This window comes from Actinomadura barringtoniae, assembly GCF_017573505.1.
Classification (GTDB): Bacteria; Actinomycetota; Actinomycetes; order Streptosporangiales; family Streptosporangiaceae; genus Spirillospora; species Spirillospora barringtoniae.
The window spans coordinates 522,590-543,913 of the sequence record NZ_JAGEOJ010000002.1 but is presented as its reverse complement, the minus strand read 5'-3'; the positions used below and the strand labels follow the sequence as shown (position 1 = coordinate 543,913).

Sequence of the window (21,324 nt, the reverse complement as noted above, 5' to 3'; positions counted from 1 at the left end):
TCCGGCGCGCCGGTGTGCTGTCCGAAAGACCACTGAGGTGTCCCGCTGTCGATAGTCTTGTGGTGACAACGGACACGCGACGGTTTCAGAACAACATGAGGAGGTCCCATGAGCGTCGAATCCGGCGACGGCAGCGCTCAACGGGGCCGCGACGGCCGGCTCCCGCGCGATGAGGCCGTCAAGGAACTGACCCGGCTGCTCGACCCGGCGGTGGCCGAGGCGGGCTTCGACCTGGAGGAGGTCGACGTCCGGCCCGCGGGCCGGCGGCGCCTGGTCAAGATCGTCGTGGACGGCGACGGCGGCGTGAGCCTCGACGACATCGCCCTTCTCAGCCAGCGGGCCTCCGAGCTCCTGGACGGCTCCGAGGTGATGGGCGCCGCGCCGTACGTGCTGGAGGTGACCTCGCCCGGGGTCGACCGCCCGCTGACGCAGCCGCGGCACTGGCGCCGCGCCGTCGGCCGCCTGGTCGTCGCCCCGCTGGCCGAGGGAGGCCAGGTCGAGGGCCGCGTGGTGGAGGCCGGCGACGCCGAGGTCGTGATCGACGTCGTCGCCAAGGGCCGGGGCAAGGGCTCCGGCGGCCCGAAGGGGCCCAAGATCACTAGACGCCGGTTCGGCCTGGACGAGCTGGGCGACGGGCGGGTGCAGGTGGAGTTCCGCCGCCCCGGCGACGCGTCCGGCGACGCGGTGGACGACGCCGCGGACGAGGCCGACGAAGACGTCACGCCCGGCGAATCCGCCGATGAGACGGCGCCGACGCAGTCTCCGGCCGAGCCGGACTAGAGGGGGGACCTCGTGGACATCGACATGACCGCCCTGCGCAGCCTCGAGAGCGAGAAGGACATCTCGCTCGACGTGGCCGTCAAGGCGATCGAGGACGCGCTACTGATCGCCTATCACCGGACCGAGGGCGCCGCGCCCAAGGCGCGCGTCGAGCTGGACCGCAAGTCCGGCCACGTCACGGTGTGGGCGACCGAGACCGACGAGGAAGGCGCGTCGGTCCGGGAATACGACGACACCCCGAGCGGTTTCGGACGTATCGCGGCGACGACCGCCAAGCAGGTGATCCTGCAGCGGTTGCGCGACGCCGAGGACGAGCTCACGTTCGGCGAGTACGCCGGGCGGGAGGGCGACATCGTCTCGGGCATCATCCAGCAGGGCAAGGACCCGCGGAACGTGCTGGTGGACCTCGGCAAGATCGAGGCCATCCTGCAGCCCCAGGAGCAGGTGCCGGGCGAGTCCTACGTGCACGGCGAGCGGCTGCGGGCGTACGTGGTGCAGGTCCGCAAGGGCCACCGCGGCCCGTCGGTCCAGCTGTCGCGGACGCACCCGAACCTGGTGCGCAAGCTGTTCGCGCTGGAGGTCCCCGAGATCGCCGACGGCACCGTGGAGATCGCCGCCATCGCCCGCGAGGCCGGCCACCGCACCAAGATCGCGGTCCGCTCGCGCAAGGCCGGGGTGAACGCCAAGGGCGCCTGCATCGGCCCGCTCGGCAGCCGCGTCCGCAACGTGATGGCCGAGCTGCACGGCGAGAAGATCGACATCGTGGACTGGTCGGACGACCCGGCCGAGTTCGTCGGGAACGCGCTGTCCCCGGCCCGCGTCAGCGCCGTCGAGGTGGTGGACGCCGACGCCCGGGTCGCCCGGGTGATCGTGCCGGACTACCAGCTGTCGCTGGCGATCGGCAAGGAGGGCCAGAACGCCCGCCTGGCCGCCCGCCTCACCGGCTGGCGGATCGACATCCGGTCCGACACCGAGCAGGCCGCGCCCCCGGCCCCCGCGAGCGACCCGGTCGAGGCCGAGGCCGACGCGGCACCGGACGCGGCACCCGCCGCGGACGCCTCGGCGGATGCGGCGAAGGCCGCGGCCGAGGCTCCGAAAGCGTCCGCGGGCGGCGGTTCGGCCGACGCGGCGGGCGATTCCGCGCCCCAAGTTGCGGAGTCCGGCGAAACAGGATCAACTACATCAGGAGACCATGCGACAGGTCCCGCCGACGCCTCGGCGCGGTAGACTTATGTCACGTGGCCGGGCGGTTCCACTTCGTACGTGTGTGGGCTGCCGGGTTTGCACGGTCAAGTCCGACTTGCTGCGCCTCGTAGCGGTCGAGGGCGTCATCGTCCCCGATCACCACGGGCGACTGCCGGGCAGGGGTGCGCATCTGCACCCCGATCCGGCATGTCTCGAGCTGGCAGAGCGTCGTCGGGCGTTCCCACGGGCCTTTCGCCTGTCGGGGTCGCTCGACGCGTCCATGCTGCGAGAGCGGCTCGCGCGGCCCTGACCGGGCGGCAGCAACATTGATCAACGGTAAGCGACGTCTAGTCGGAAGCAGGTCGAGATTGCTATGAGCGCTCGATGAGCACGCCGCGATGAGTACGGCAAGTTAGCTACGGTCCGGAGGCCCCACCCCGGACCGAGTAGGGAGTGCAGTGGCCAAGGTCCGGGTTTACGAACTCGCCAAAGAGTTCGGTGTTGAGAGCAAGGTCGTCATGGCCAAGCTCCAGGAGATGGGCGAGTTCGTACGGTCGGCGTCCTCGACGATAGAGGCACCGGTCGTCCGCAGACTCACCGAAGCTTTCAATTCAGGGTCCGGCAAGCCGGCGGGCAAGGGCGGTGCGGGCAAGCCCGCGGCCCCGCGCCCCGCGGCTCCCAAGCCGGGTCCTTCAGGTGCTTCCGGCACCACCCCGCGTCCCGCGGCGCCGCGTCCGGCGGCCCCGCGTCCGCCCGCGCCCAAGCCGGCCGCCGCGAGCCCCGCGGCTCCGGCCGCGCCCGCGGCGCCCGCCGCACCCGCACCGTCGACCCCGGCGAGCCCCGCGGCTCCGTCGGGTCCCGCCGGTGGCGGCGCCAAGCCGGGCCCGCGCCCCGCGCCGGGGCCGGTTCCGCCCGCCCCGAGCACGCCGGTGCAGCCCCCGGCCGCGGCCAAGGGCCCGAGCGCCCCGCCCGCAGCCGGTGGCGGCGACCAGCGTCAGGGCGCGCGTCCCGGGCCGAAGCCCGGCCCGCGTCCCGGCCCGCGTCAGAGTGGCGGCGGCCAGGGCGGCGGAGGCGGCCGTCCCGGCGCTCCGCGTCCGGGCAACAACCCGTTCAGCTCGACCAACACCGGCATGGGCAAGTCGCCCAAGCCGGGCCCGCGTCCCGGCCCGCGTCCGGGCGACGACCGTCCGCCGCGTGAGGACCGGCCGCGCGACGACCGCCCCCGTGGCGACCGTCCCGCCGGCCCGCGTCCGGGCGGTGGCGGCCGTGGCCCCGGTGGCCCCGGCGCCGGCGGCCCGCGTCCCGGTGGTGGCGGCAACATGCCGCCGCGTCCGGGCGGTCCGCGTCCGAGCCCGATGAGCATGCCGTCCTCGCGGCCCGCCGGTAGCCCCGGCGGCGGCGGTGGCGGTCGTGGTGGGCCCGGCGGTGGCCGTGGCGGACCCGGCGGCGGTCGTGGTCCCGGTGGCGGCGGCGGTGGCCGTCCCGGTGGCGGCGGTCGTCCGGGCGGCGGCGGTGGCTTCGGTGCCCCGCGCGCCGGTGGTGGCCCCGGTGGCGGTCGTCCCGGTGGTGGCGGCGGCTTCGGCCCCCGTCCCGGTGGCGGCGGTCGCGGTCGGGGCGGTACGCAGGGCGCCTTCGGGCGTCCCGGCGGTCGCCCCGCGCGCGGTCGCAAGTCGAAGCGGGCGCGTCGTCAAGAGTTCGAGAACATGCAGGCCCCCGCGGCCGGTGGCGTTTCCGCTCCGCGCGGCAACGGCAAGACCATCCGGCTGCCGCAGGGCGCCACGCTGACCGACTTCGCCGAGAAGATCGGCGCCAACCCGGCGTCGCTCGTGGCGATCATGATGCACCTCGGTGAGATGGTCACCGCGACGCAGTCGGTCACCGAGGACACCCTGAAGCTGCTGGGCGTCGAGCTCGACTTCGACGTGCAGGTGGTCAGTCCCGAGGACGAGGACCGCGCGCTGCTCGAGTCGTTCGACATCGAGTACGGCGAGGACGACGGCGACGAGGAGCACCTCCAGTCGCGTCCGCCGGTCGTGACCGTCATGGGTCACGTCGACCACGGTAAGACCCGCCTGCTGGACGCCATCCGCAACGCCAACGTGGTGGCCGGCGAGGCCGGCGGCATCACCCAGCACATCGGCGCCTACCAGGTCGAGACCGAGGTGGACGGCGAGGAGCGCAAGATCACCTTCATCGACACCCCGGGTCACGAGGCGTTCACCGCCATGCGTGCCCGCGGTGCCGACACCACGGACCTCGTGGTGCTGGTGGTCGCGGCGGACGACGGCGTGAAGCCGCAGACCACCGAGGCGATCGACCACGCCACCGCGGCCGGGGTGCCGATCGTGGTCGCGGTCAACAAGATCGACAAGGAGGGCGCGGACCCGCAGCGGGTGCGTGCTCAGCTCACCGAGTACGGGCTGGTCGCCGAGGAGTTCGGCGGTACGACCCAGTTCGTCGACGTGTCGGCCCGCGAGAACATCAACATCGACGGGCTGCTGGAGTCGATCGTCCTGACCGCGGACGCCGAGCTCGAGCTCACCGCCAACCCCGACATGCCCGCCCAGGGCTCGGCCATCGAGGCCCACCTGGACAAGGGCCGGGGCGCCGTGGCGACCGTGCTGGTGCAGCGCGGCACGCTGCGGGTCGGCGACTCGATCGTCTGCGGCGTGGCCCACGGTCGCGTCCGGGCGATGCTGGACGAGAACGGCAACAACGTCGACGAGGCGCTGCCGTCGCGTCCGGTGCTGGTGCTCGGCCTCGCGGCCGTGCCCGGCGCGGGTGACAACTTCCTGGTCGTCGAGGACGACCGGGTGGCCCGTCAGATCGCCGACAAGCGGACCGCGCGCAAGCGCAACGCCGAGCTTCTCAAGAGCCGCAAGAGCAGCTCCCTCGAGGAACTGTTCAAGGACCTGGAGAAGGGCGAGCGGGACGAGCTGCTGCTCATCCTCAAGGGCGACGTGTCCGGTTCGGTCGAGGCCCTCGAGGACTCGCTGCTCAAGATCGACGTGGGCGACGAGGTCAGCCTGCGGATCATCCGCCGCGGCGTCGGCGCGATCACGCAGGACGACGTCAACCTGTCGCTGGCGTCCGAGGGCGCGGTCATCCTCGGCTTCAACGTGCGGCCCGAGCGCAACGCGCAGGAGCTGGCCGACCGCGAAGGCGTGGACATCCGGTACTACTCGGTCATCTACCAGGCGATCGAGGAGATCGAGGCGGCCCTCAAGGGCATGCTCAAGCCGGAGTTCGAGGAGGTCCAGCTGGGCACCGCGGAGATCCGCGAGATCTTCAAGGTGCCGCGGATCGGCAACGTCGGTGGCTCGATGGTCACCAGCGGCCTGATCCAGCGCAACGCCAAGGCCCGCCTCGTCCGCGACGGCGTCGTGGTGTCCGACAACCTCACGGTGTCGTCGCTGCGCCGCTTCAAGGACGACGCCACCGAGGTCCGCGAGGGCTTCGAGTGCGGTATCGGCGTCGGCTACAACGACATCAAGCTCGGCGATGTCATCGAGTGCTTCGAGATGCGGGAGAAGCCCCGCGTCTGAGCGGGCAGCTACCGTGACTAGCACTCGGTAAAACCAGTGACATGGCGCCAGGTTGATCTTTTAACCTGGCGTCATGTCATGTCGGGGGGCCGGCAGGACCCCGCGAACGCCCTGGGCGAACGTGGGAACACGCGGGTCGCCCGCCATCGTTCACACAACCGGAAGCCCGAGGTGACCATCAGGTGTACGTGGGTGCGCTGACGCTGGACCTGCTGCTCGGCGACGTCCGGTCGCTGAAGCAGAAGCGGTCGGCCGTGCGGCCGATCGTGGCGGAGGTGCGGCGGCGCTTCCCGGCCGTGGCCGTCGCCGAGACCGGTGACAACGAGCTCCACCGGCGCGCTGAGATAGGCGTGGCGGTGGTGTCGGACTCCGCGGCCAACTGCACAGAGGTGCTGGAGGGGTGCGAGCGGCTGGTCGCCGGCCGCCCGGAGATCGAACTGCTGTCGGCGCGGCAGCGGCTGTTCAACGACGAGGACTGAGACCGTCCTCGTCCACGCAGAGAGAGGGAGTGCGATCATGGTGGACGCAGCTCGGGCCCGCAAGCTGGCCGATCGCATCCAGCAGATCGTGGCCGAGATGCTGGAGCGGCGGATCAAGGATCCGCGCCTCGGCTTCGTGACCGTGACCGACACCCGGATCACCAACGACCTGCGGGACGCGACCGTCTACTACACGGTCTATGGCTCGGAGGGCGAGCGGGCCGAGACGGCCGCCGCGCTGGAGAGCGCCAAGGGCATCCTGCGTTCCGAGGTGGGCCGCCAGACGGGCATCAGGCACACGCCGAGCCTCACCTTCGTGCTCGACGCACTGATGGAGAACGCCGCCCACATCGACGACCTGCTGGCCAAGGCCCGCGCCAAGGACGCCGAGGTCGCGGAGGCCGCCCAGGGCGCCACCCACGCTGGCGAGGCCAACCCCTACAAGGAGGACGCCGACGAGGACGACGAGTCCGGCGACTCCGTCGGGGCCGTTGACGCCAAGGACGCCAAGGACTCCGCCAAGGATGACGACGCGGGACCCTCGTCATCGTGAGCGAGCTGGAGGGCCGCCGCGCCGCCTGGACTGAGGAGCGAGGGACGAGCGACGAGGGAAGGCGGCGCGAAAAAGGCGGCTCGGAGGCGAGCGGGGACGCGGTGAGCCGGGGGTTTGTGGCCGAGCCCCACTGGGACCGCGCGGTCGAGCTGATCAGGGAGGCCGATGAGGTCTGCCTGGCCTGCCACGTGGCTCCTGACGGCGACGCGCTCGGTTCGATGCTCGCCCTGACCCAGGCCCTGCGAGCCATGGGCAAGACCTGCCTGCCCTCGTTCGGCGAGCCGTTCGCGGTGCCGGGGAGCCTGCTCTTCCTGCCCGGGCAGGATCTGCTGGTCGAGCCGGGGCGGCTGCCGGCCGTTCCCAAGCTGATGATCACGCTGGACGCGGCGGGCGCCGAACGCCTCGGACCGCTGGCCGCGCAGGCGGAGAAGGCCGCCGAGCTGATCGTCATCGACCACCACGCCTCCAACACCGGGTTCGGCGCCGTACGGCTGGTCGACCCGGCCGCTGCGGCGACGTCGGTGCTGGTCGACGAGCTGATCAGGCGGCTCGGCGTGCCGCTGGACCGCGACATCGCGCTCGGCCTGTACGCGGGCCTGGCCAGCGACACCGGCTCGTTCCGCTACCCCTGCACGACGCCCCAGGTGCACGAGCTGGCGGCCCGGCTGATCGCCGCGGGCGTCCGGCCGGAGGCGGTCGGCCGCGAACTGTGGGACCGCGCCCCGTTCGGCTACCTCCAGGTGCTGGCGGGCGCGCTCGCCAAGGCCCGGCTCGAACGCGACGCCGCCGGCGGCTTCGGCCTGGTCTGGACGACGATCACCCGCGCGGACCGCGAGGCCCAGTGCGTGCCCTACGACGCGCTCGAGGGCGTGATCGACCAGCTGCGCCGGGCCGACGAGGCCGAGGTCGCGGTGGTCTGCAAGGAGACCGACCGCGGCGACTGGTACGTCTCCACCCGTTCCAAGGGACTGGTGGACGTCGGCCAGGCGTGCGTGGCGATGGGCGGCGGCGGGCACTACAACGCCGCCGCGTTCACCGCCGCCGGCGACCCGGCCGACCTGATCGACCGGCTGCGCGCCCACCTGCACGGCCCCCACCTGCACGACGCCGCCTGACGGCACACCCCTCAGCCACACCTCCTAGCCGCACTCCAGAGAGAGATCACGCCTTGACCTCGGGATCGGGACTCGTCGTCGTCGACAAGCCTGCGGACTGGACCTCGCACGACGTGGTCGGCAAGCTCCGCAGGCTGGCCAGGACCCGCAGGGTCGGGCACGCGGGCACGCTCGACCCCATGGCGACCGGGGTCCTGGTGATCGGCGTGGAGAAGGCGACCCGGCTGCTCGGGCACCTGGCCCTCACCGAGAAGGGCTACGACGGCACGATCCGGCTCGGCCAGACCACCAACACCGACGACGCCGAAGGCGAGATCACCGCCTCCGCCTCGGCTGCCGCCGTCACCGACGAGGCGCTGCACGCCGGGATCGCGAAGCTGACCGGCGAGATCCAGCAGGTCCCGCCGCAGGTCAGCGCCATCAAAGTGAACGGGGAGCGGGCCTACAAGATGGCCCGCAAGGGCGAGGAGGTCGAGCTCAAGGCCCGGCCGGTCACGATCCACGACTTCACGGTCAAGGAGATCCGCCGCGACGGCGACCTGATCGACCTGGACGTCTCCATCGCCTGCTCGTCCGGCACCTACATCCGGGCGCTCGCCCGCGACCTGGGCGCGGACCTGGGCTGCGGCGGTCACCTGACCGCGCTGCGCCGCACCCGCGTCGGCCCGTACGACCTGAGCATGGCCCGCACGATCGAGCAGCTCACCGAGGAGTTCGCGATCTTGCCGATGGCCGAGGCCGTCGCCGCCGCGTTCCCGCGCCGCGACGTGACCGAAGACGACGCCCGCAAGGTCATGCACGGTGGCAAGCTGCCCGCCGCGGGCCTGGGCCCGGGCCCCGTCGGGGTCTTCGCGCCCGACGGGACCCTGCTGGCCCTGGTCGAAGAGCAGGGCCACGCGGCCAAGCCCCTTGCCGTCTTCGTTCCTTAGGCCCTGAGGCCTCTACGCCCCTGCCGGCACGACCTTCGCGTTCACCCGCATCTCGCCCGCCTTGGCGAACCGCAAGGTGACCGGGACGGTCTGGCCGACCTTGAGATTGCCGGGCTTCATGAACATCAGGTGCATGCCGCCCTTGGCGAAGGCGACCGTGCCCGAGGCGGGCACCGGTGCGGCCTTCATTTGCTCCATCTTCATGGAGCCGCCGTTCATGACCATGCGGTGCATCTCCACGGTCTTGGCGGCCGGTGACGTCACCCCGGTCAGGGTGTCGGCCGGGCCCGCGTTCGAGACGGTCAGGTAGCCGCCCGTGACGTCCGGGGACGACGGGACCCTGATCTGCGCGCCGGTGACCGAGATGGGCGCGGCCTTGGCGATCAGCGTCTTGAGGTCCTTGGCCATGTCCCCGCTGCCGAACTGGTAGGGGAAGAGCAGCCGCCCGCCGCCGTCCGGCCCGTACGTCATGACGTTGCTGCCGTGCGAGACCGGGTAGTTGCCCTTGGCGTGAGCGGGCGGCGGGGTGATCGACACCTTGGCGTCGGCCGCCGCGCGCTGGATGGTCTTCATCGGCCCGGTCAGCCCGACGAACGAGGGGTTGAACTTGCCGAGGAACGCCTTGAGCGCCTTCGGGGTGTCGCGGGCCGGGTCGGCGGTCACGAACACCACCTGGACCTTGGCCCGTTCGGCCGGCGTGAGCAGGGACATCGCCCCGGCGGCGTCGGCCATCGTCGTCGGGCAGATGTCGGGGCAGTGCGTGTAGCCGAAGAACAGCAGGCTGATCTTGCCCTTGGCCCGCTCGGCCAGGTCGTACGGCTTGCCGTCGCCGTCCGTGAGTCGCACGTCGGGGATCTTGTACGCGGCGGGCAGCATCGTGGCCTTGTAGGGCGACGCCGGGGCCTTCTGCTCGACCGCCGCCGGGCCGGCCTCACTGCCGCAGGCCGCCGTTCCCGCCACCAGCGCCAACCCCAGTCCGGCCAGGGCAGGGCGCGCGAATGTACGCATGCGAAAACACTCCACAGGAGAAAGAGGTGAGCCTCGCCGCTGTGCGCGAGGGGGACACATCGCGCCGATCTTGCTCTCAGCGACCTCCGGAGCACCCCGAAAGGGCGCTGAGAGCAAGATCGGCGCGGTCGGGTGGGCCGCGGCGTGTCAGGGAGTGGCGAAGGGCGGTGGGCGTCGGCGGCGTCGCGGAAGGGAACGGACCGGTGGGTGGGCGCGGGGGCTGGGTTGCGGGCGCGGGAGAGAGGAGGCGGGGGAGTGCGGTGTCGGCGGCCGCTTTGAGGCGACGGGCCAGGGACCAGGTGGCGGCCTCGCCCCGGCGGAGCCACCAGGCGGCCCCCAGAGCCGCCAGGAGGTGCGCGAGCGGCATGGCCGTCCCGCCATGGGGTATTGCGGCCGGGTGGGCGTTATGTGCCTCGTGGGCCGATCCGGCGGTCGCCTGCGTGAAGAGGGCGTGCAGGCCGAACTGGGCGCCCAGGAGGCCGCCGAGGATCGTACGGAAGGAGCGTTCGGTGCCCGCCAGCAACGCGGACAGGCCCAGCACCAGGCCGAAGCCGAGGGCGACGGTCGCCGGTGGGACGGCGGCGTGCGCGGCGTACGCGTGGCCGGCGGTGGTCAGGGTCAGGCAGACCGTGGCGAAGACCACCGCCCGGGCGAGGCGGTACGCAGGCTGATCAGGCATCGGTGCGCCCATGCTCCCACGGGGTAGCCGGGGGGTCGCTCAGGGGTCACGTGGTGCGTTTCACGCCCCGATATGGGTGCGTTCCAACCTACGGTTGCGTAACCTACGGAATCGTAGGTTTTATGGCCGAGGAGGTGTCCATGACCACACTGTCACACCGGCCCGCAGTGCCCTCGCCGGTCAAGCCGCGGATGCGCGGCTGGCTGCACATCGGCGCGTTCCCCGCGGTGCTCGTCGCCGGGCTCGTGCTCGTCGCGATGGGGCCCACGACGGCGGCCCGGCTGTCGGCCGCGGTCTACGTCGCGATGTCCGGACTGCTGTTCGGGATCTCCGGTACGTACCACCGGCAGAGCTCGCACCGCCTGATCGAGATCCTGCGGCGGTTCGACCACGCCAACATCTACCTGATCATCGCCGGGACGTACACGCCGTTCACGGTGCTGGCGCTGGACGGTGCCGCGCGCATCGGGGTGCTCGCGCTGGTGTGGACGGGTGCGATCGCCGGGGTGGTCTTCCGCACCACCTGGGTCGGTGCCCCGCGCTGGCTGTACGTCACGCTCTACATCGTGCTCGGCTGGGTGGCCGTCCTCTTCCTGCCGCAGTTCCTGGACGGGGCGGGCCTCGCGGCCTGCATCCTGGTCGCGCTGGGCGGCGTGGCCTACAGCCTGGGCGGTGTCGTCTACGGCCTGCGCAAGCCCAACCCCTCGCCGCGCTGGTTCGGCTTCCACGAGGTCTTCCACGCCTGCACGCTGGCCGCTTACGTGCTGCAGTACATCGCCGTCTCGCTGGTCGTCTACCAGGCCTAGTCGTCTACCAGGCGTAGTGGTCTGCCAGGCCTAGCGGAGAGCCGGGCTAAAGGCGGAAGTCGGCCTCTACGGCGTGATGGTCGCTGCCCGGCGTCTCCACGGTCCGCGCGTTCACGGCCTTCATCCCGTCGTAGAGGATGTGGTCCGGCCGGGTCAGCGGGAACGTGGACGGCCAGGTGAAGCCCATCCCCGAGCCCGCCGCCTCCTGCGCCTCCCGCAGCGGCGGCACCAGGCGCCCCAGCTCGCGGTCGGTGGTGGCGGTGTTGAGGTCCCCGAGCAACAGGACGCGTTCCGAACGATCCGACTGAACGGCCTTGGCCAGCCGGTCCATGGTGGCGTCGCGCTCGCCGGTGTCCAGCGGCCGTGCCGAGCCCAGATGCGCGACATAGACGGTGATGTCGCCGGTGGGGGCGGAGATCGTGGCGCGCAGGGCGCGGGTCCAGCCCAGGCCCAGGTCCACCGGCTCGGCATCGCGGATGGGCAGTCGGCTCCAGATCCCCACGGTCCCCTTCACCACGTGATGGGGATAGGTCGCGTTCAGGGCCTCGGGATAGGAGCCGTAACGCAGCTCCACCAGAGACAGGACGTCGGCCTTGGTGGTGAGGAGCTTGCCCACCGTGGCGCGGGGGTCGGGGTTGGCGGCGTACATGTTCTGGCTCACCGCGCGCAGGTCGTACGTCCCGCCCGAGGAACCGTGCACGATGCCGCGCGCGAACGGGCCGCCGAACATCGCGGTCCAGACGAGCGACGGCACCAGCACTGCGGCCAGCCCTGGCCACCAGGCGCGCCGCACGACCGCGATGACGGCCAGCAGGGGGATCACCAGGCCGAACCAGGGGAGCGCGGTGTCGAGCAGCGTCCCCACGTCTCCGGGAACGAGGCGGTGGCCGCCGATCAGGACCGCGAGCACCACGGCCGCGACGACGACGGCCATGCCGCGCCGCGGTGGCCGGGAGGGCTCCGCGAGCGGGCGCCGGCCGCCGTCGGTTCTGATCTCGGTCGGGGCGGTCATCGCGTCGAAGCTACCCGCTGCCGCTCGCTGCCCGGGATCTGCCCGGAATGTCGCCGAAAGAGGCGATCATCCCTGGATCGTGCTACCGGCGAGTAGACTCCTCGGTGACGGGGCGGGGACCTGCGCGCAAAAGGGGAGCCCCTCGGTCGTGGCGGATCGCGGCGCATGGCAGGCTGTGATGCGACAGGAAAACCGCAGGCGGGTCTACGCAGGGAGTGCAAGGTGCGGCGTTGGCATGGCCTCGACGAGGTTCCGGCCGACTGGGGCCGATCGGTCATCACCATCGGCGTCTTCGACGGCGTCCACCGCGGTCACCAGAGAATCGTCGGAAGCGCCGCCGAGCTGGCCAAGGAACGCGGCTTGCGCTCGGTGGTCATCACCTTCGACCCGCACCCCGACGAGGTCGTCAGGCCCGGCACCCACCCGCCGCTGCTGAGCTCCACCAAGCGCCGCATCGAGCTGCTGGAGGGCCTCGGCACCGACGCCGTCGTGGTCGTGCCGTTCACCCTGGAGCTGTCCAAGGTCGGCCCGGACGAGTTCGTGCAGTCCGTGCTCGTCGATCGGCTGCACGCCGCGCACGTGATCGTCGGCGAGGACTTCCGCTTCGGCCACAAGGCCAAGGGCGACGTCGCGCTGCTCAAGGAACTCGGCGAGAAGTACGACTTCACCGCGGAGGGGGTCCCCCTGGTGGCCAACGGGGACAAGATCTCCTCCACCTCGATCCGGGAGCGCCTGGACGCCGGCGAGGTCGAGGAGGCCGCGCACGCGCTGGGCCGCCCGCACCGCGTCGAGGGCGTGGTCGTCCGCGGCCATCAGCGGGGCCGCCAGCTCGGCTTCCCGACCGCCAACCTGGAGACCCTGCCGCACACCGCGATCCCCGCCGACGGGGTGTACGCGGGCTGGCTGGTCTGCGACTCCGACCGCTACCCGGGCTTCCGGTGGCCGGCCGCGATCTCGATCGGCACCAACCCGACCTTCGAGGGCGGGGAGCGGACCGTCGAGGCGTACGCGCTGGACCGCACCGACCTGGACCTGTACGGCGAGCACATGGCCGTCGACTTCGAGGGCCGGATCCGCGACACGCTGAAGTTCGACTCGATCGACGCGCTGATCGAGGAGATGCACCGCGACGTGGACCGCGCCAGGGAGATCACCGCCGCGACCCGGTGATCCTCACCGCCGCGACCTGGTGATCTTGCTGTTCACGGTCCGTTTCGCGCCGTGACGGCCCGCCTTGGCGACATGGTACGGTGAAGAGTCGCCGGGATAGGCCCCGGCTCGGTCGGCTGCACCCTCATGCGGCCGCCTGGATTCCATACGCACCATGCGGACCCGTGCGCCTGACCAGGCCGGGGATCTGCGGGTGACGAGCATTTCGAAGGAGCCACGTGTCGCTCGACACCGCCACAAAGAACAAGATCATCGCTGAATACGCGACTGCTGAGGGTGACACCGGATCCCCGGAGGTCCAGGTCGCGCTACTGACCCGCCGGATCAACGATCTGACGGAGCACCTCAAGGAGCACAAGCACGACCACCACAGCCGCCGCGGCCTCCTGCTGCTGGTCGGCCGTCGTCGTCGCCTCCTGAAGTACTTGCAGAACAAGGACATCAGCCGCTACCGGGCACTGATCGAGCGCCTCGGTCTGCGCCGCTAGCTACGCGAGGGAGTGGTCCGGTCTCGGGCCACTCCCTCCGCTTATGTCGGCCTGAACGCCGGCACATACGCGGGCCGTATGGCCCGGTGCGTATGTTGGTCTCAGAGGGCCGTACGGCGGCCCCCTCGAGACCGCACGGCGGCCCTGCGGGACCGCACAACTGAACACACCCAATCCACAACCCCGCGGACTTCTTCGCCCTGGTGCGGCCGGTCCTCGGTAGTGGCTCTCGGAGCAGGCTCCCCGGCGACCGGGGATTGAGGCTCCGGGCGCTTCGATCGAAGACCGGCATTGCGCGTCGCTACTTCTGTAATCACGCAAAGCCACGGGAAAACGGCCGCGGGGACCGTCCGAAACCTAGGAGGTTTCCCGTGACAGAAGCTGTGCGCATTGATGGAGCGCAGAGCGCCGAGGCCGTGATCGACAACGGCTCGTTCGGCACCCGCACGATCCGCTTCGAGACGGGCCGCGTGGCCCGTCAGGCGGCCGGCTCGGCCGTCGCCTACCTCGACGACGAGACGATGGTGCTCTCGGCCACCACCGCCTCCAAGAAGCCCAAGGACAACCTGGACTTCTTCCCGCTGACCGTGGACGTCGAGGAGCGGATGTACGCCGCCGGGCGCATCCCCGGCTCGTTCTTCCGCCGTGAGGGCCGTCCCTCCGAGGACGCCATTCTCACCTGCCGCCTGATCGACCGCCCGCTGCGCCCGTCCTTCAAGAAGGGCCTGCGCAACGAGATCCAGGTCGTCGAGACGATCATGGCGCTGCACCCCGACCACCTGTACGACGTCGTGGCGATCAACGCCGCCTCGATGTCCACCCAGCTGGCCGGGCTGCCCTTCTCCGGCCCGATCGGCGGCGTCCGCGTCGCGCTGATCGAGGGCCAGTGGGTCGGCTTCCCGACCCACCCCGAGCTGGAGAACGCCACCTTCGACATGGTGGTCGCCGGTCGCGTCCTGGAGGACGGCGACGTCGCGATCATGATGGTGGAGGCCGAGTCCACCCCGGGCACGCTCAAGCTGGTCGGTGACGGCGCCGTCGCCCCGACCGAGGAGACCGTCGCCGCGGGCCTGGACGCCGCCAAGCCCTTCATCAAGGCCCTGTGCAAGGCCCAGAGCGAGCTGGCGGCCGTCGCCGCCAAGCCGACCGCCGAGTACCCGATCTTCCTGGACTACCAGGACGACGTGCTCGAGGCCGTCACCGCCGCCGTCAGCGCCGAGCTGGCCGAGGCGCTGACCATCGCGGGCAAGCAGGAGCGCGAGACCCGGCTCGACGAGATCAAGGCCGGCGCGCAGGAGAAGCTCGCCGCCGACTTCGAGGGCCGCGAGAAGGAGGTCTCCGCCGCGTTCCGCGCGCTCACCAAGAAGCTGGTGCGCGAGCGGGTCATCCGCGACGGCGTCCGCATGGACGGCCGCGGCGTCAAGGACATCCGCCAGCTGTCGGCCGAGGCGCACGTGATCCCGCGGGTGCACGGCTCGGCGCTGTTCGAGCGCGGTGAGACCCAGATCCTGGGCGTGACCACGCTGAACATGCTCCGCATGGAGCAGATGATCGACACGCTCAACCCCGAGCGCACCAAGCGCTACATGCACAACTACAACTTCCCGCCGTACTCGACCGGTGAGACCGGCCGCGTGGGCTCGCCCAAGCGCCGCGAGATCGGCCACGGCGCGCTCGCCGAGCGCGCGCTGCTGCCGGTGCTGCCGACGCGCGAGGAGTTCCCGTACGCGATCCGCCAGGTGTCGGAGGCCCTCGGGTCCAACGGCTCCACCTCGATGGGCTCGGTCTGCGCGTCCACCATGTCGCTGCTGGACGCGGGCGTGCCGCTGAAGCAGATGGTGGCGGGCATCGCGATGGGCCTGATCAGCGAGGGCGGCGAGTTCGTCACGCTGACCGACATCCTCGGCGCCGAGGACGCGTTCGGCGACATGGACTTCAAGGTCGCCGGCACCCGCGACGTCATCACCGCGCTTCAGCTCGACACCAAGCTCGACGGCATCCCCGCCGACGTGCTGGCCGCCGCGCTGAAGCAGGCCAAGGGCGCCCGCCTGGCGATCCTGGACGTCATGCAGGAGGCCATCGAGGCCCCCTCGGAGATGAGCCCGTACGCGCCGCGGATCATCACCATCAAGGTCCCGGTCGACAAGATCGGCGAGGTCATCGGCCCGAAGGGCAAGATGATCAACTCGATCCAGGACGACACCGGCGCCGACATCACGATCGAGGACGACGGCACGATCTACGTCGGCGCGACCGACGGCCCGTCCGCCGAGGCCGCGCGGGCGGCGATCAACGCGATCGCCAACCCGCACATGCCCGAGGTCGGCGAGCGCTACCTCGGCACGGTCGTGAAGACCACCACGTTCGGCGCGTTCGTGTCGCTGCTGCCCGGCAAGGACGGCCTGCTGCACGTCTCGCAGATCCGCAAGCTGCACGGCGGCGCCCGGATCGAGAACGTCGAGGACGTCATCAAGGTCGGCGAGAAGATCCAGGTCGAGGTGACCGAGATCGACCAGCGCGGCAAGCTGTCGCTGGTCCCGGTCGAGGTCGTCGAGCGCGAGCAGGCCGAGGGCGGCTCGGACGGCGGGTCCGCCGAGGCCCCCGCCGCCGCTTCGGACTCCGGCTCGGGCGAGCGCCGCGAGCGCCGTTCCGAGGGCGGCTCGGGCGACGGCGACCGCGCCCCGCGCCGCCGCCGCACCCGTCGCGGCGACGACGGCGGCCAGCGCAACTCCTGATCCGGCACTGCGTTGACCGATCGGCCCGGCCCCCAAGATCGGGGGCCGGGCCGCTCGGCGATTTCGACCCCCGAGGAATGTGAGCACCAAGTGACGCAGCCGGCGCGGGCGCAGGAGCCCGGCACCACCTGCACGATCCACCCCGGGAACGAGGGGGCCGGCGTCGTCCGGCGCACCGTCCTGCCCGGCGGGCTGCGGATCATCACCGAGACCATGCCGACCGTGCGGTCGGCGGCGTTCGGCGTCTGGGCGGGCGTCGGCTCGCGCGACGAGGCCCCGGCCGACGCGGGCGCCAGCCACTACCTGGAACACGTGCTGTTCAAGGGCACCAGGCGGCGAAGCGCCCTGGAGATCTCCTCCGCGATCGACGCGGTCGGCGGCGACCTCAACGCCTTCACCGCCAAGGAGTACACCTGCTACTACGCGCGGGTGCTGGACGCCGACCTGCCGCTGGCGGCGGACGTGGTGTCGGACATGGTGTCGGCGTCGGTCAACCGGCCCGAGGACGTCGAGGCCGAGCGCGGCGTGATCCTCGAAGAGATCCACATGCGCGACGACGACCCCGGCGACCTGATCCACGACGAGTTCTCGCTGGCGCTCTACGGCGACGCGCCGCTCGGCCGCCCGATCCTGGGCACGGTCGAGTCGATCAACGCGCTGGACCGCGACCGGATCCACGCGTACTACCGCGAGCACTACGTGCCGCACAACCTCGTCGTCGCGGTCGCCGGCAACATCGACCACGACCAGGTCGTCCGGCTGGTGGAGCAGGCCTTCGACGGCCACCTGGAGGGCGGCGAGCGGCCCAAGGCGCCCCGCATCGACGGCAGCCCGCTGCCGATCACCCCCGACGTGCGGGTGGTCGACAAGGACACCGAGCAGGCCCACGTGGTGCTCGGCGGCATCGGCGTCTCCCGTACCGACGACCGCCGCTTCGCCCTCGGCGTGCTGAACGCGGCGCTCGGCGGCGGCATGTCGTCCCGGCTCTTCCAGGAGATCCGCGAGAAGCGCGGCCTGGCCTACTCGGTCTACAGCTACACCTCGCAGTACGCCGACACCGGCGTCTTCGGCGTCTACGCGGGCTGCCAGCCCGGCAAGGTCGACGAGGTCCTGTCGATCTGCCGTGACGAGGTGGCCTCTGCCGCCGAGCGGGGGATCACCGACGAGGAGCTGGAACGCGGCAAGGGCCAGCTGCGCGGCGCGATGGTCCTCGGCCTGGAGGACACCGGCTCGCGGATGAGCCGCATCGGCAAGAGTGAGCTGGTGTACGAGTCGCTGCTGCCCGTGGACGAGGTGCTGGCCCGCATCGAGGCCGTGACCCCCGACGACATCCGCGCGGTCGCCCAGGACGTTCTGGCGGCTCCGCAGGCCCTCACCGTCATCGGCCCCTTCGGCGACCGCGACTTCACTCTGTAGGCGACCCTCCGGCCGTTTCGGCGGCCGGGGCCTTCGTCTCGGGCTTGTCGATCGTCGAGCTGAGCACGCCGGTCAGCCAGCGCTTGGACGGATCGGCGTCCAGCAGCAGCGCGCGCACCAGCGTGCTCAGCGGTACGGCCAGGATCGCGCCGAGCGGCCCGAGGACCCACGCCCACAGGATCAGCGACAGGGTGATCAGCGTGACCGACAGGCCCACCGCGTTCCCCAGGAACTTGGGCTGGATCAGCGACTGCAGCACGAAGTTGATGACGCAGTACGCCGCGATGATCCAGATCATCCGGACGACGCCGCCGTCCAGCAGCCCGAGGACCGCCGGGGGAGCGAGGCCGATGACGAAGCCCACGTTCGGGATGTAGTTGGTCAGGAAGGCCAGCAGCCCCCACAGCAGCGGGACCGGCACCTCGAACCAGTAGAGCACCCCCACGTCCAGCACGGCCACGATCAGGCCGAACACCGTGCTGACCACCAGGTAGCGGCAGGTGTCGCGGGCGAAACCGCGCAGCGCCCCGACCACGTCCGGGTGGCTCGGCAGCAGCTTCTCCATCTGCCGTACGAGGCCGGGCGCGTCCATGCACATGCCGACCAGCATCAGCACGATCAGGATGAGCGCGGACGAGGCGCTGAGCAGGCCGTTGAAGAACGCCTGGACGAAGCTGAAGACCTGGCCCGGGTCCAGCTTGGACAGCGCCGACTGGAGCTTGTCCTGGTCGATGCCGTGCCTGGCGAGCTGCTGGGTCACGTCGGTGACCAGCTCGTTGAACTGGTGGGAGTAGCCGGGGAGCAGCGAGGCCAGCTGCGCCGCCGAGATGGCCAGCGCCGCGCCGAGGGCCAGCAGCACCACGATCACCGTGACCAGCGGCACCGCGACGCAGACCCAGAACGGGGCGCCGATCCGCTGCAGCCAGTTGCGCAGCGGGCTCACCGCGATGGTGAGGATCATCGCCAGGAACGCGGGCGCGACGAAGCTGGAGGCCGCCTTCATCCCGGCCAGCACGAGCACGGCCGCGGCCGCCCCCACCATGAGCACCAGCCCCGGCGACCAGACGCTCCCGCCGCCGCCCCGGCTCCCGCCGTGGCCGCCGTGGCCCCCGCCCTCGGCCGTACGGCCCATGACCACCCCCCGATGATCTTCCCGATAGGTTCCCGCTGGTCACCTGGGTGCAAACGCGGGCGCCCTGGGTAGATCACCGATCATGAAGATCCTCATCAGGGTGGTCATCACCGCGGTGGCGCTGTGGGTCGCCACGGCGATGGTCGGCGGGATCACCGTCACGGGGGACACCGCGCCGAAGCGCGCCCTCACGCTGCTGGCCGTCGCGGTGATCTTCGGCATCGTGAACGCGTTCATCAAGCCGGTCGTCAAGGTGTTCGGCTGCGCGTTCTACATCCTCACGCTGGGCCTGATCGCGCTGGTGGTGAACGCGGCGCTGCTCATGCTGGTCAGCTGGGTCGCCGGGAAGCTGAAGCTGCCGTTCCACGTGGAGTGGTTCTGGCCCGCGTTCTGGGGCGCGATCATCATCGGCGTCGTGAGCTGGCTGCTCAACCTGTTCGTCTCGGACGACGACGACTGAGGCGGGGCCGGCCCGCCGGGGGTTGTTAACCGGACCACAGTCCGCTAATCTCGTACGCATAACCGGACTGTGGTCCGATTGACGTCCGATCGTACGAGAGGAACCCCCTCAAATGTCCCGCCTGCTGCACATCTCCGCCTCCCCGCGAGGCACCGGCTCCGAGTCCCTGGCGATCGCCGCGACCTTCCTGGACGCCTACCGGGAGGCCCACCCCGGCGACACCGTCGACCACCACGACCTGTGGGACGGGACGCTGCCCGAGTTCGGCCCTGCCGGGGCCGGCGCCAAGATGACGGTCTTCGGGGGAGCGTCGCCCGCCGGGGCCCAGGAACGCGCCTGGGAGGCCGCCAGGGCCGTCTTCGACCGCTTCGACTCCTACGACCGCTACCTGTTCAGCGTGCCGATGTGGAACGCGGGGGTGCCCTACATCCTCAAGCAGTTCATCGACGTCATCTCCCAGCCCGGCTGGGTCTTCGGCTTCGACCCCGAGAAGGGCTACACGGGCCTGCTCCAGGACAAGAAGGCCGCCGTGATCTACACCAGCGCCGTCTACGGCGACGGCCGCGGCCCGGCGTTCGGCTCGGACTTCCAGCGCAGCTACTTCCACGACTGGCTGCAGTGGGCGGGGATCGACGACATCGTCAGCATCCAGTTCCGGCCGAACCTCGCCACCGCCGACGCCGAGACCGGCCGCCGCGCCGCGCACGAAGCGGCACGCGACGACGGCAAGCGCTTCTAGCCTCTAGGACGCGTCGCGTCCAGCCGCCTCGGGATCGCGGGCGTCGGCGAACCGTACGCCCGCGATCGATCCCGACACCCCTCGGTGGTCGCCGAAGAACGCCGCCACCCCGTTCACCACCAGCAAGACCACCACCAGCACCGTGTCCACCACGGCCAGCAGCAGCACGGGCCCGGCCGCCACCTGCACCAGCCTTCGCCACCACGACGAGGGCACCGGCCGGAGCATGACCGCCCACTGGCCCGGTGAGCGCCCCCCGTTCAGCAGCGGCACGAGCACCAGCAGCAGCCCGCCCGGCACCCACCAGCCCAGCAGCGGTTCCAGCCGGTGAACGGTCTTGTCCGCGAAGCTCCCGTCGCCCAGGTAGTACTCGGCCAGCGAGACGGCGATCAGCAGGCCCTGCCCGATGATCACGACCAGCACCCCGTCGCACGCCATCCCGAGCAACCGGCGCCACGCGGTCACCGGCCGCGCCACCTCCGGGGCCTTGTCCACCTGGCCCGGGACGAGCCGCAGCACCGGCGCCGCCAGCGCGCCCACGAGCGCGCCCAGCGTGTTGGACCACAGGTCGTCCACGTCGAACGAGCGCCACGAGCACGGGAACAGCCCCCAGACCGCGGTGAGCTGGGTCAGTTCGATCGCCAGCGACACCAGGAACCCGATCAGCACGGTCATCATCACGCCGCGGCCGAACAGGTGCCTCAGGAACATCCCGAGCGGCACGAACAGCGCCACGTTCAGGACCCTGACCTCCAGCGCCGGGTTGCCCAGCATGAGCTTGCCGCCGTCCCGCCGGGCCCAGTGCCGCATGTCGTCGAACGTCTGGAACCAGTGCAGGTTCGCGTGCGAGGCCCGGGTCGCGCAGAATCCGCCGGAGAAGTTCGGGATCGGCAGGTTCACCAGCAGCACGAGGCCGACCACGTAGACCGCGAAGCCCGACGCCAGCAGGGCCTGCCCGAACCCCAGCCGTCCCCGCCGCCGGTACTGCGCCGCGACATAAGGGAAAAGCGCGACCAGTGCCACGAACGGGAACACCACGAACGCCAACGCGATCGAGATCGCGTAACCCTCCACCGGCCACCCCCCGACCACC

19 protein-coding genes and 1 pseudogene are annotated in these 21,324 nt (G+C 71.2%); 15 read left to right on the top strand and 5 right to left on the bottom strand.

All coding sequences use genetic code 11. The features are described 5' to 3' along the window. Positions 1 to 108 precede the first annotated feature (108 nt). The 8 genes and pseudogenes from rimP (at position 109) to truB (ending at position 8,586) form a co-directional block, all read left to right on the top strand. Positions 109 to 780, top strand: a complete 672-nt coding sequence (gene rimP / locus J4573_RS06340) for a ribosome maturation factor RimP (RefSeq protein ID WP_208254284.1) — start codon at positions 109 to 111, stop codon at positions 778 to 780. Between the two features lie 24 nt (positions 781 to 804). Then, positions 805 to 1,782, top strand: a pseudogene (nusA, locus tag J4573_RS06335) (transcription termination factor NusA); the annotation flags it as partial. Between the two features lie 64 nt (positions 1,783 to 1,846). Beyond that, complete coding sequence (locus J4573_RS06330; protein ID WP_372442811.1) at positions 1,847 to 2,275, top strand: YlxR family protein; 429 nt, start codon at positions 1,847 to 1,849, stop codon at positions 2,273 to 2,275. A gap of 148 nt (positions 2,276 to 2,423) precedes the next feature. Next, the gene (infB, locus tag J4573_RS06325; RefSeq protein ID WP_208254282.1) at positions 2,424 to 5,510 is read left to right on the top strand and encodes a translation initiation factor IF-2; all 3,087 of its coding nucleotides are present in this window, start codon (positions 2,424 to 2,426) and stop codon (positions 5,508 to 5,510) included. A gap of 182 nt (positions 5,511 to 5,692) precedes the next feature. Next, complete coding sequence (locus tag J4573_RS06320) at positions 5,693 to 5,989, top strand: DUF503 domain-containing protein (RefSeq protein WP_208254281.1); 297 nt, start codon at positions 5,693 to 5,695, stop codon at positions 5,987 to 5,989. Between the two features lie 37 nt (positions 5,990 to 6,026). Further along, the gene (gene rbfA, locus J4573_RS06315) at positions 6,027 to 6,542 is read left to right on the top strand and encodes a 30S ribosome-binding factor RbfA (RefSeq protein ID WP_208254280.1); all 516 of its coding nucleotides are present in this window, start codon (positions 6,027 to 6,029) and stop codon (positions 6,540 to 6,542) included. Next, positions 6,539 to 7,657 (top strand): DHH family phosphoesterase, encoded by a 1,119-nt coding sequence (locus tag J4573_RS06310; protein ID WP_307796513.1) that lies wholly within the window; start codon positions 6,539 to 6,541, stop codon positions 7,655 to 7,657. The genes rbfA and J4573_RS06310 overlap by 4 nt, the downstream gene beginning before the upstream one ends. 53 nt (positions 7,658 to 7,710) lie before the next feature. Beyond that, positions 7,711 to 8,586 carry a tRNA pseudouridine(55) synthase TruB gene (truB, locus tag J4573_RS06305; protein ID WP_208254279.1) on the top strand — a complete coding sequence of 292 codons (876 nt, stop codon included), beginning with the start codon at positions 7,711 to 7,713 and terminating at the stop codon, positions 8,584 to 8,586. 12 nt (positions 8,587 to 8,598) lie between these two features. Here truB and J4573_RS06300 read toward each other — a convergent pair whose 3' ends face one another. Both J4573_RS06300 and J4573_RS06295 read right to left on the bottom strand, forming a co-directional pair. Continuing rightward, positions 8,599 to 9,594 (bottom strand): SCO family protein, encoded by a 996-nt coding sequence (locus J4573_RS06300; protein WP_208254278.1) that lies wholly within the window; start codon positions 9,592 to 9,594, stop codon positions 8,599 to 8,601. A gap of 76 nt (positions 9,595 to 9,670) precedes the next feature. Continuing rightward, the gene (locus J4573_RS06295; RefSeq protein ID WP_208254277.1) at positions 9,671 to 10,273 is read right to left on the bottom strand and encodes a hypothetical protein; all 603 of its coding nucleotides are present in this window, start codon (positions 10,271 to 10,273) and stop codon (positions 9,671 to 9,673) included. A 140-nt stretch (positions 10,274 to 10,413) separates the two neighbouring features. On the opposite strand from J4573_RS06295, the gene trhA reads away from it, so the two are divergent. Then, positions 10,414 to 11,079 (top strand): PAQR family membrane homeostasis protein TrhA, encoded by a 666-nt coding sequence (trhA, locus tag J4573_RS06290; RefSeq protein ID WP_243772499.1) that lies wholly within the window; start codon positions 10,414 to 10,416, stop codon positions 11,077 to 11,079. 46 nt (positions 11,080 to 11,125) lie between these two features. On the opposite strand, the gene J4573_RS06285 is transcribed toward trhA, so the two are convergent. Next, positions 11,126 to 12,091, bottom strand: coding sequence for an endonuclease/exonuclease/phosphatase family protein (locus J4573_RS06285; protein WP_208254275.1), 966 nt, complete (start codon positions 12,089 to 12,091; stop codon positions 11,126 to 11,128). Between the two features lie 222 nt (positions 12,092 to 12,313). On the opposite strand from J4573_RS06285, the gene J4573_RS06280 reads away from it, so the two are divergent. From J4573_RS06280 to J4573_RS06265, 4 genes are all read left to right on the top strand, one after another. Continuing rightward, positions 12,314 to 13,261: a bifunctional riboflavin kinase/FAD synthetase gene (locus J4573_RS06280; RefSeq protein WP_208254274.1), complete on the top strand. Its 948-nt coding sequence runs from the start codon at positions 12,314 to 12,316 to the stop codon at positions 13,259 to 13,261. A gap of 218 nt (positions 13,262 to 13,479) precedes the next feature. Further along, positions 13,480 to 13,749, top strand: coding sequence for a 30S ribosomal protein S15 (rpsO, locus tag J4573_RS06275; RefSeq protein WP_208254273.1), 270 nt, complete (start codon positions 13,480 to 13,482; stop codon positions 13,747 to 13,749). 389 nt (positions 13,750 to 14,138) lie between these two features. After that, positions 14,139 to 16,484 carry a polyribonucleotide nucleotidyltransferase gene (locus J4573_RS06270; protein WP_208254459.1) on the top strand — a complete coding sequence of 782 codons (2,346 nt, stop codon included), beginning with the start codon at positions 14,139 to 14,141 and terminating at the stop codon, positions 16,482 to 16,484. Between the two features lie 90 nt (positions 16,485 to 16,574). Continuing rightward, entirely contained in the window at positions 16,575 to 17,900 is a 1,326-nt protein-coding gene (locus J4573_RS06265; RefSeq protein ID WP_208254272.1) for a M16 family metallopeptidase, read from the top strand. On the opposite strand, the gene J4573_RS06260 is transcribed toward J4573_RS06265, so the two are convergent. Beyond that, entirely contained in the window at positions 17,890 to 19,032 is a 1,143-nt protein-coding gene (locus tag J4573_RS06260) for an AI-2E family transporter (RefSeq protein ID WP_208254271.1), read from the bottom strand. The two genes, J4573_RS06265 and J4573_RS06260, sit on opposite strands and share 11 nt — an antisense overlap. An 82-nt stretch (positions 19,033 to 19,114) precedes the next feature. On the opposite strand from J4573_RS06260, the gene J4573_RS06255 reads away from it, so the two are divergent. Further along, a complete protein-coding gene (locus tag J4573_RS06255; protein ID WP_208254270.1) occupies positions 19,115 to 19,492 on the top strand; it encodes a phage holin family protein in 378 nt (125 codons plus the stop codon). 112 nt (positions 19,493 to 19,604) lie between these two features. Then, complete coding sequence (locus J4573_RS06250; RefSeq protein ID WP_208254269.1) at positions 19,605 to 20,231, top strand: FMN-dependent NADH-azoreductase; 627 nt, start codon at positions 19,605 to 19,607, stop codon at positions 20,229 to 20,231. A 3-nt stretch (positions 20,232 to 20,234) separates the two neighbouring features. On the opposite strand, the gene J4573_RS06245 is transcribed toward J4573_RS06250, so the two are convergent. Further along, positions 20,235 to 21,305 (bottom strand): VanZ family protein, encoded by a 1,071-nt coding sequence (locus J4573_RS06245; RefSeq protein ID WP_208254268.1) that lies wholly within the window; start codon positions 21,303 to 21,305, stop codon positions 20,235 to 20,237. Between the last annotated feature and the right edge of the window lie 19 nt (positions 21,306 to 21,324).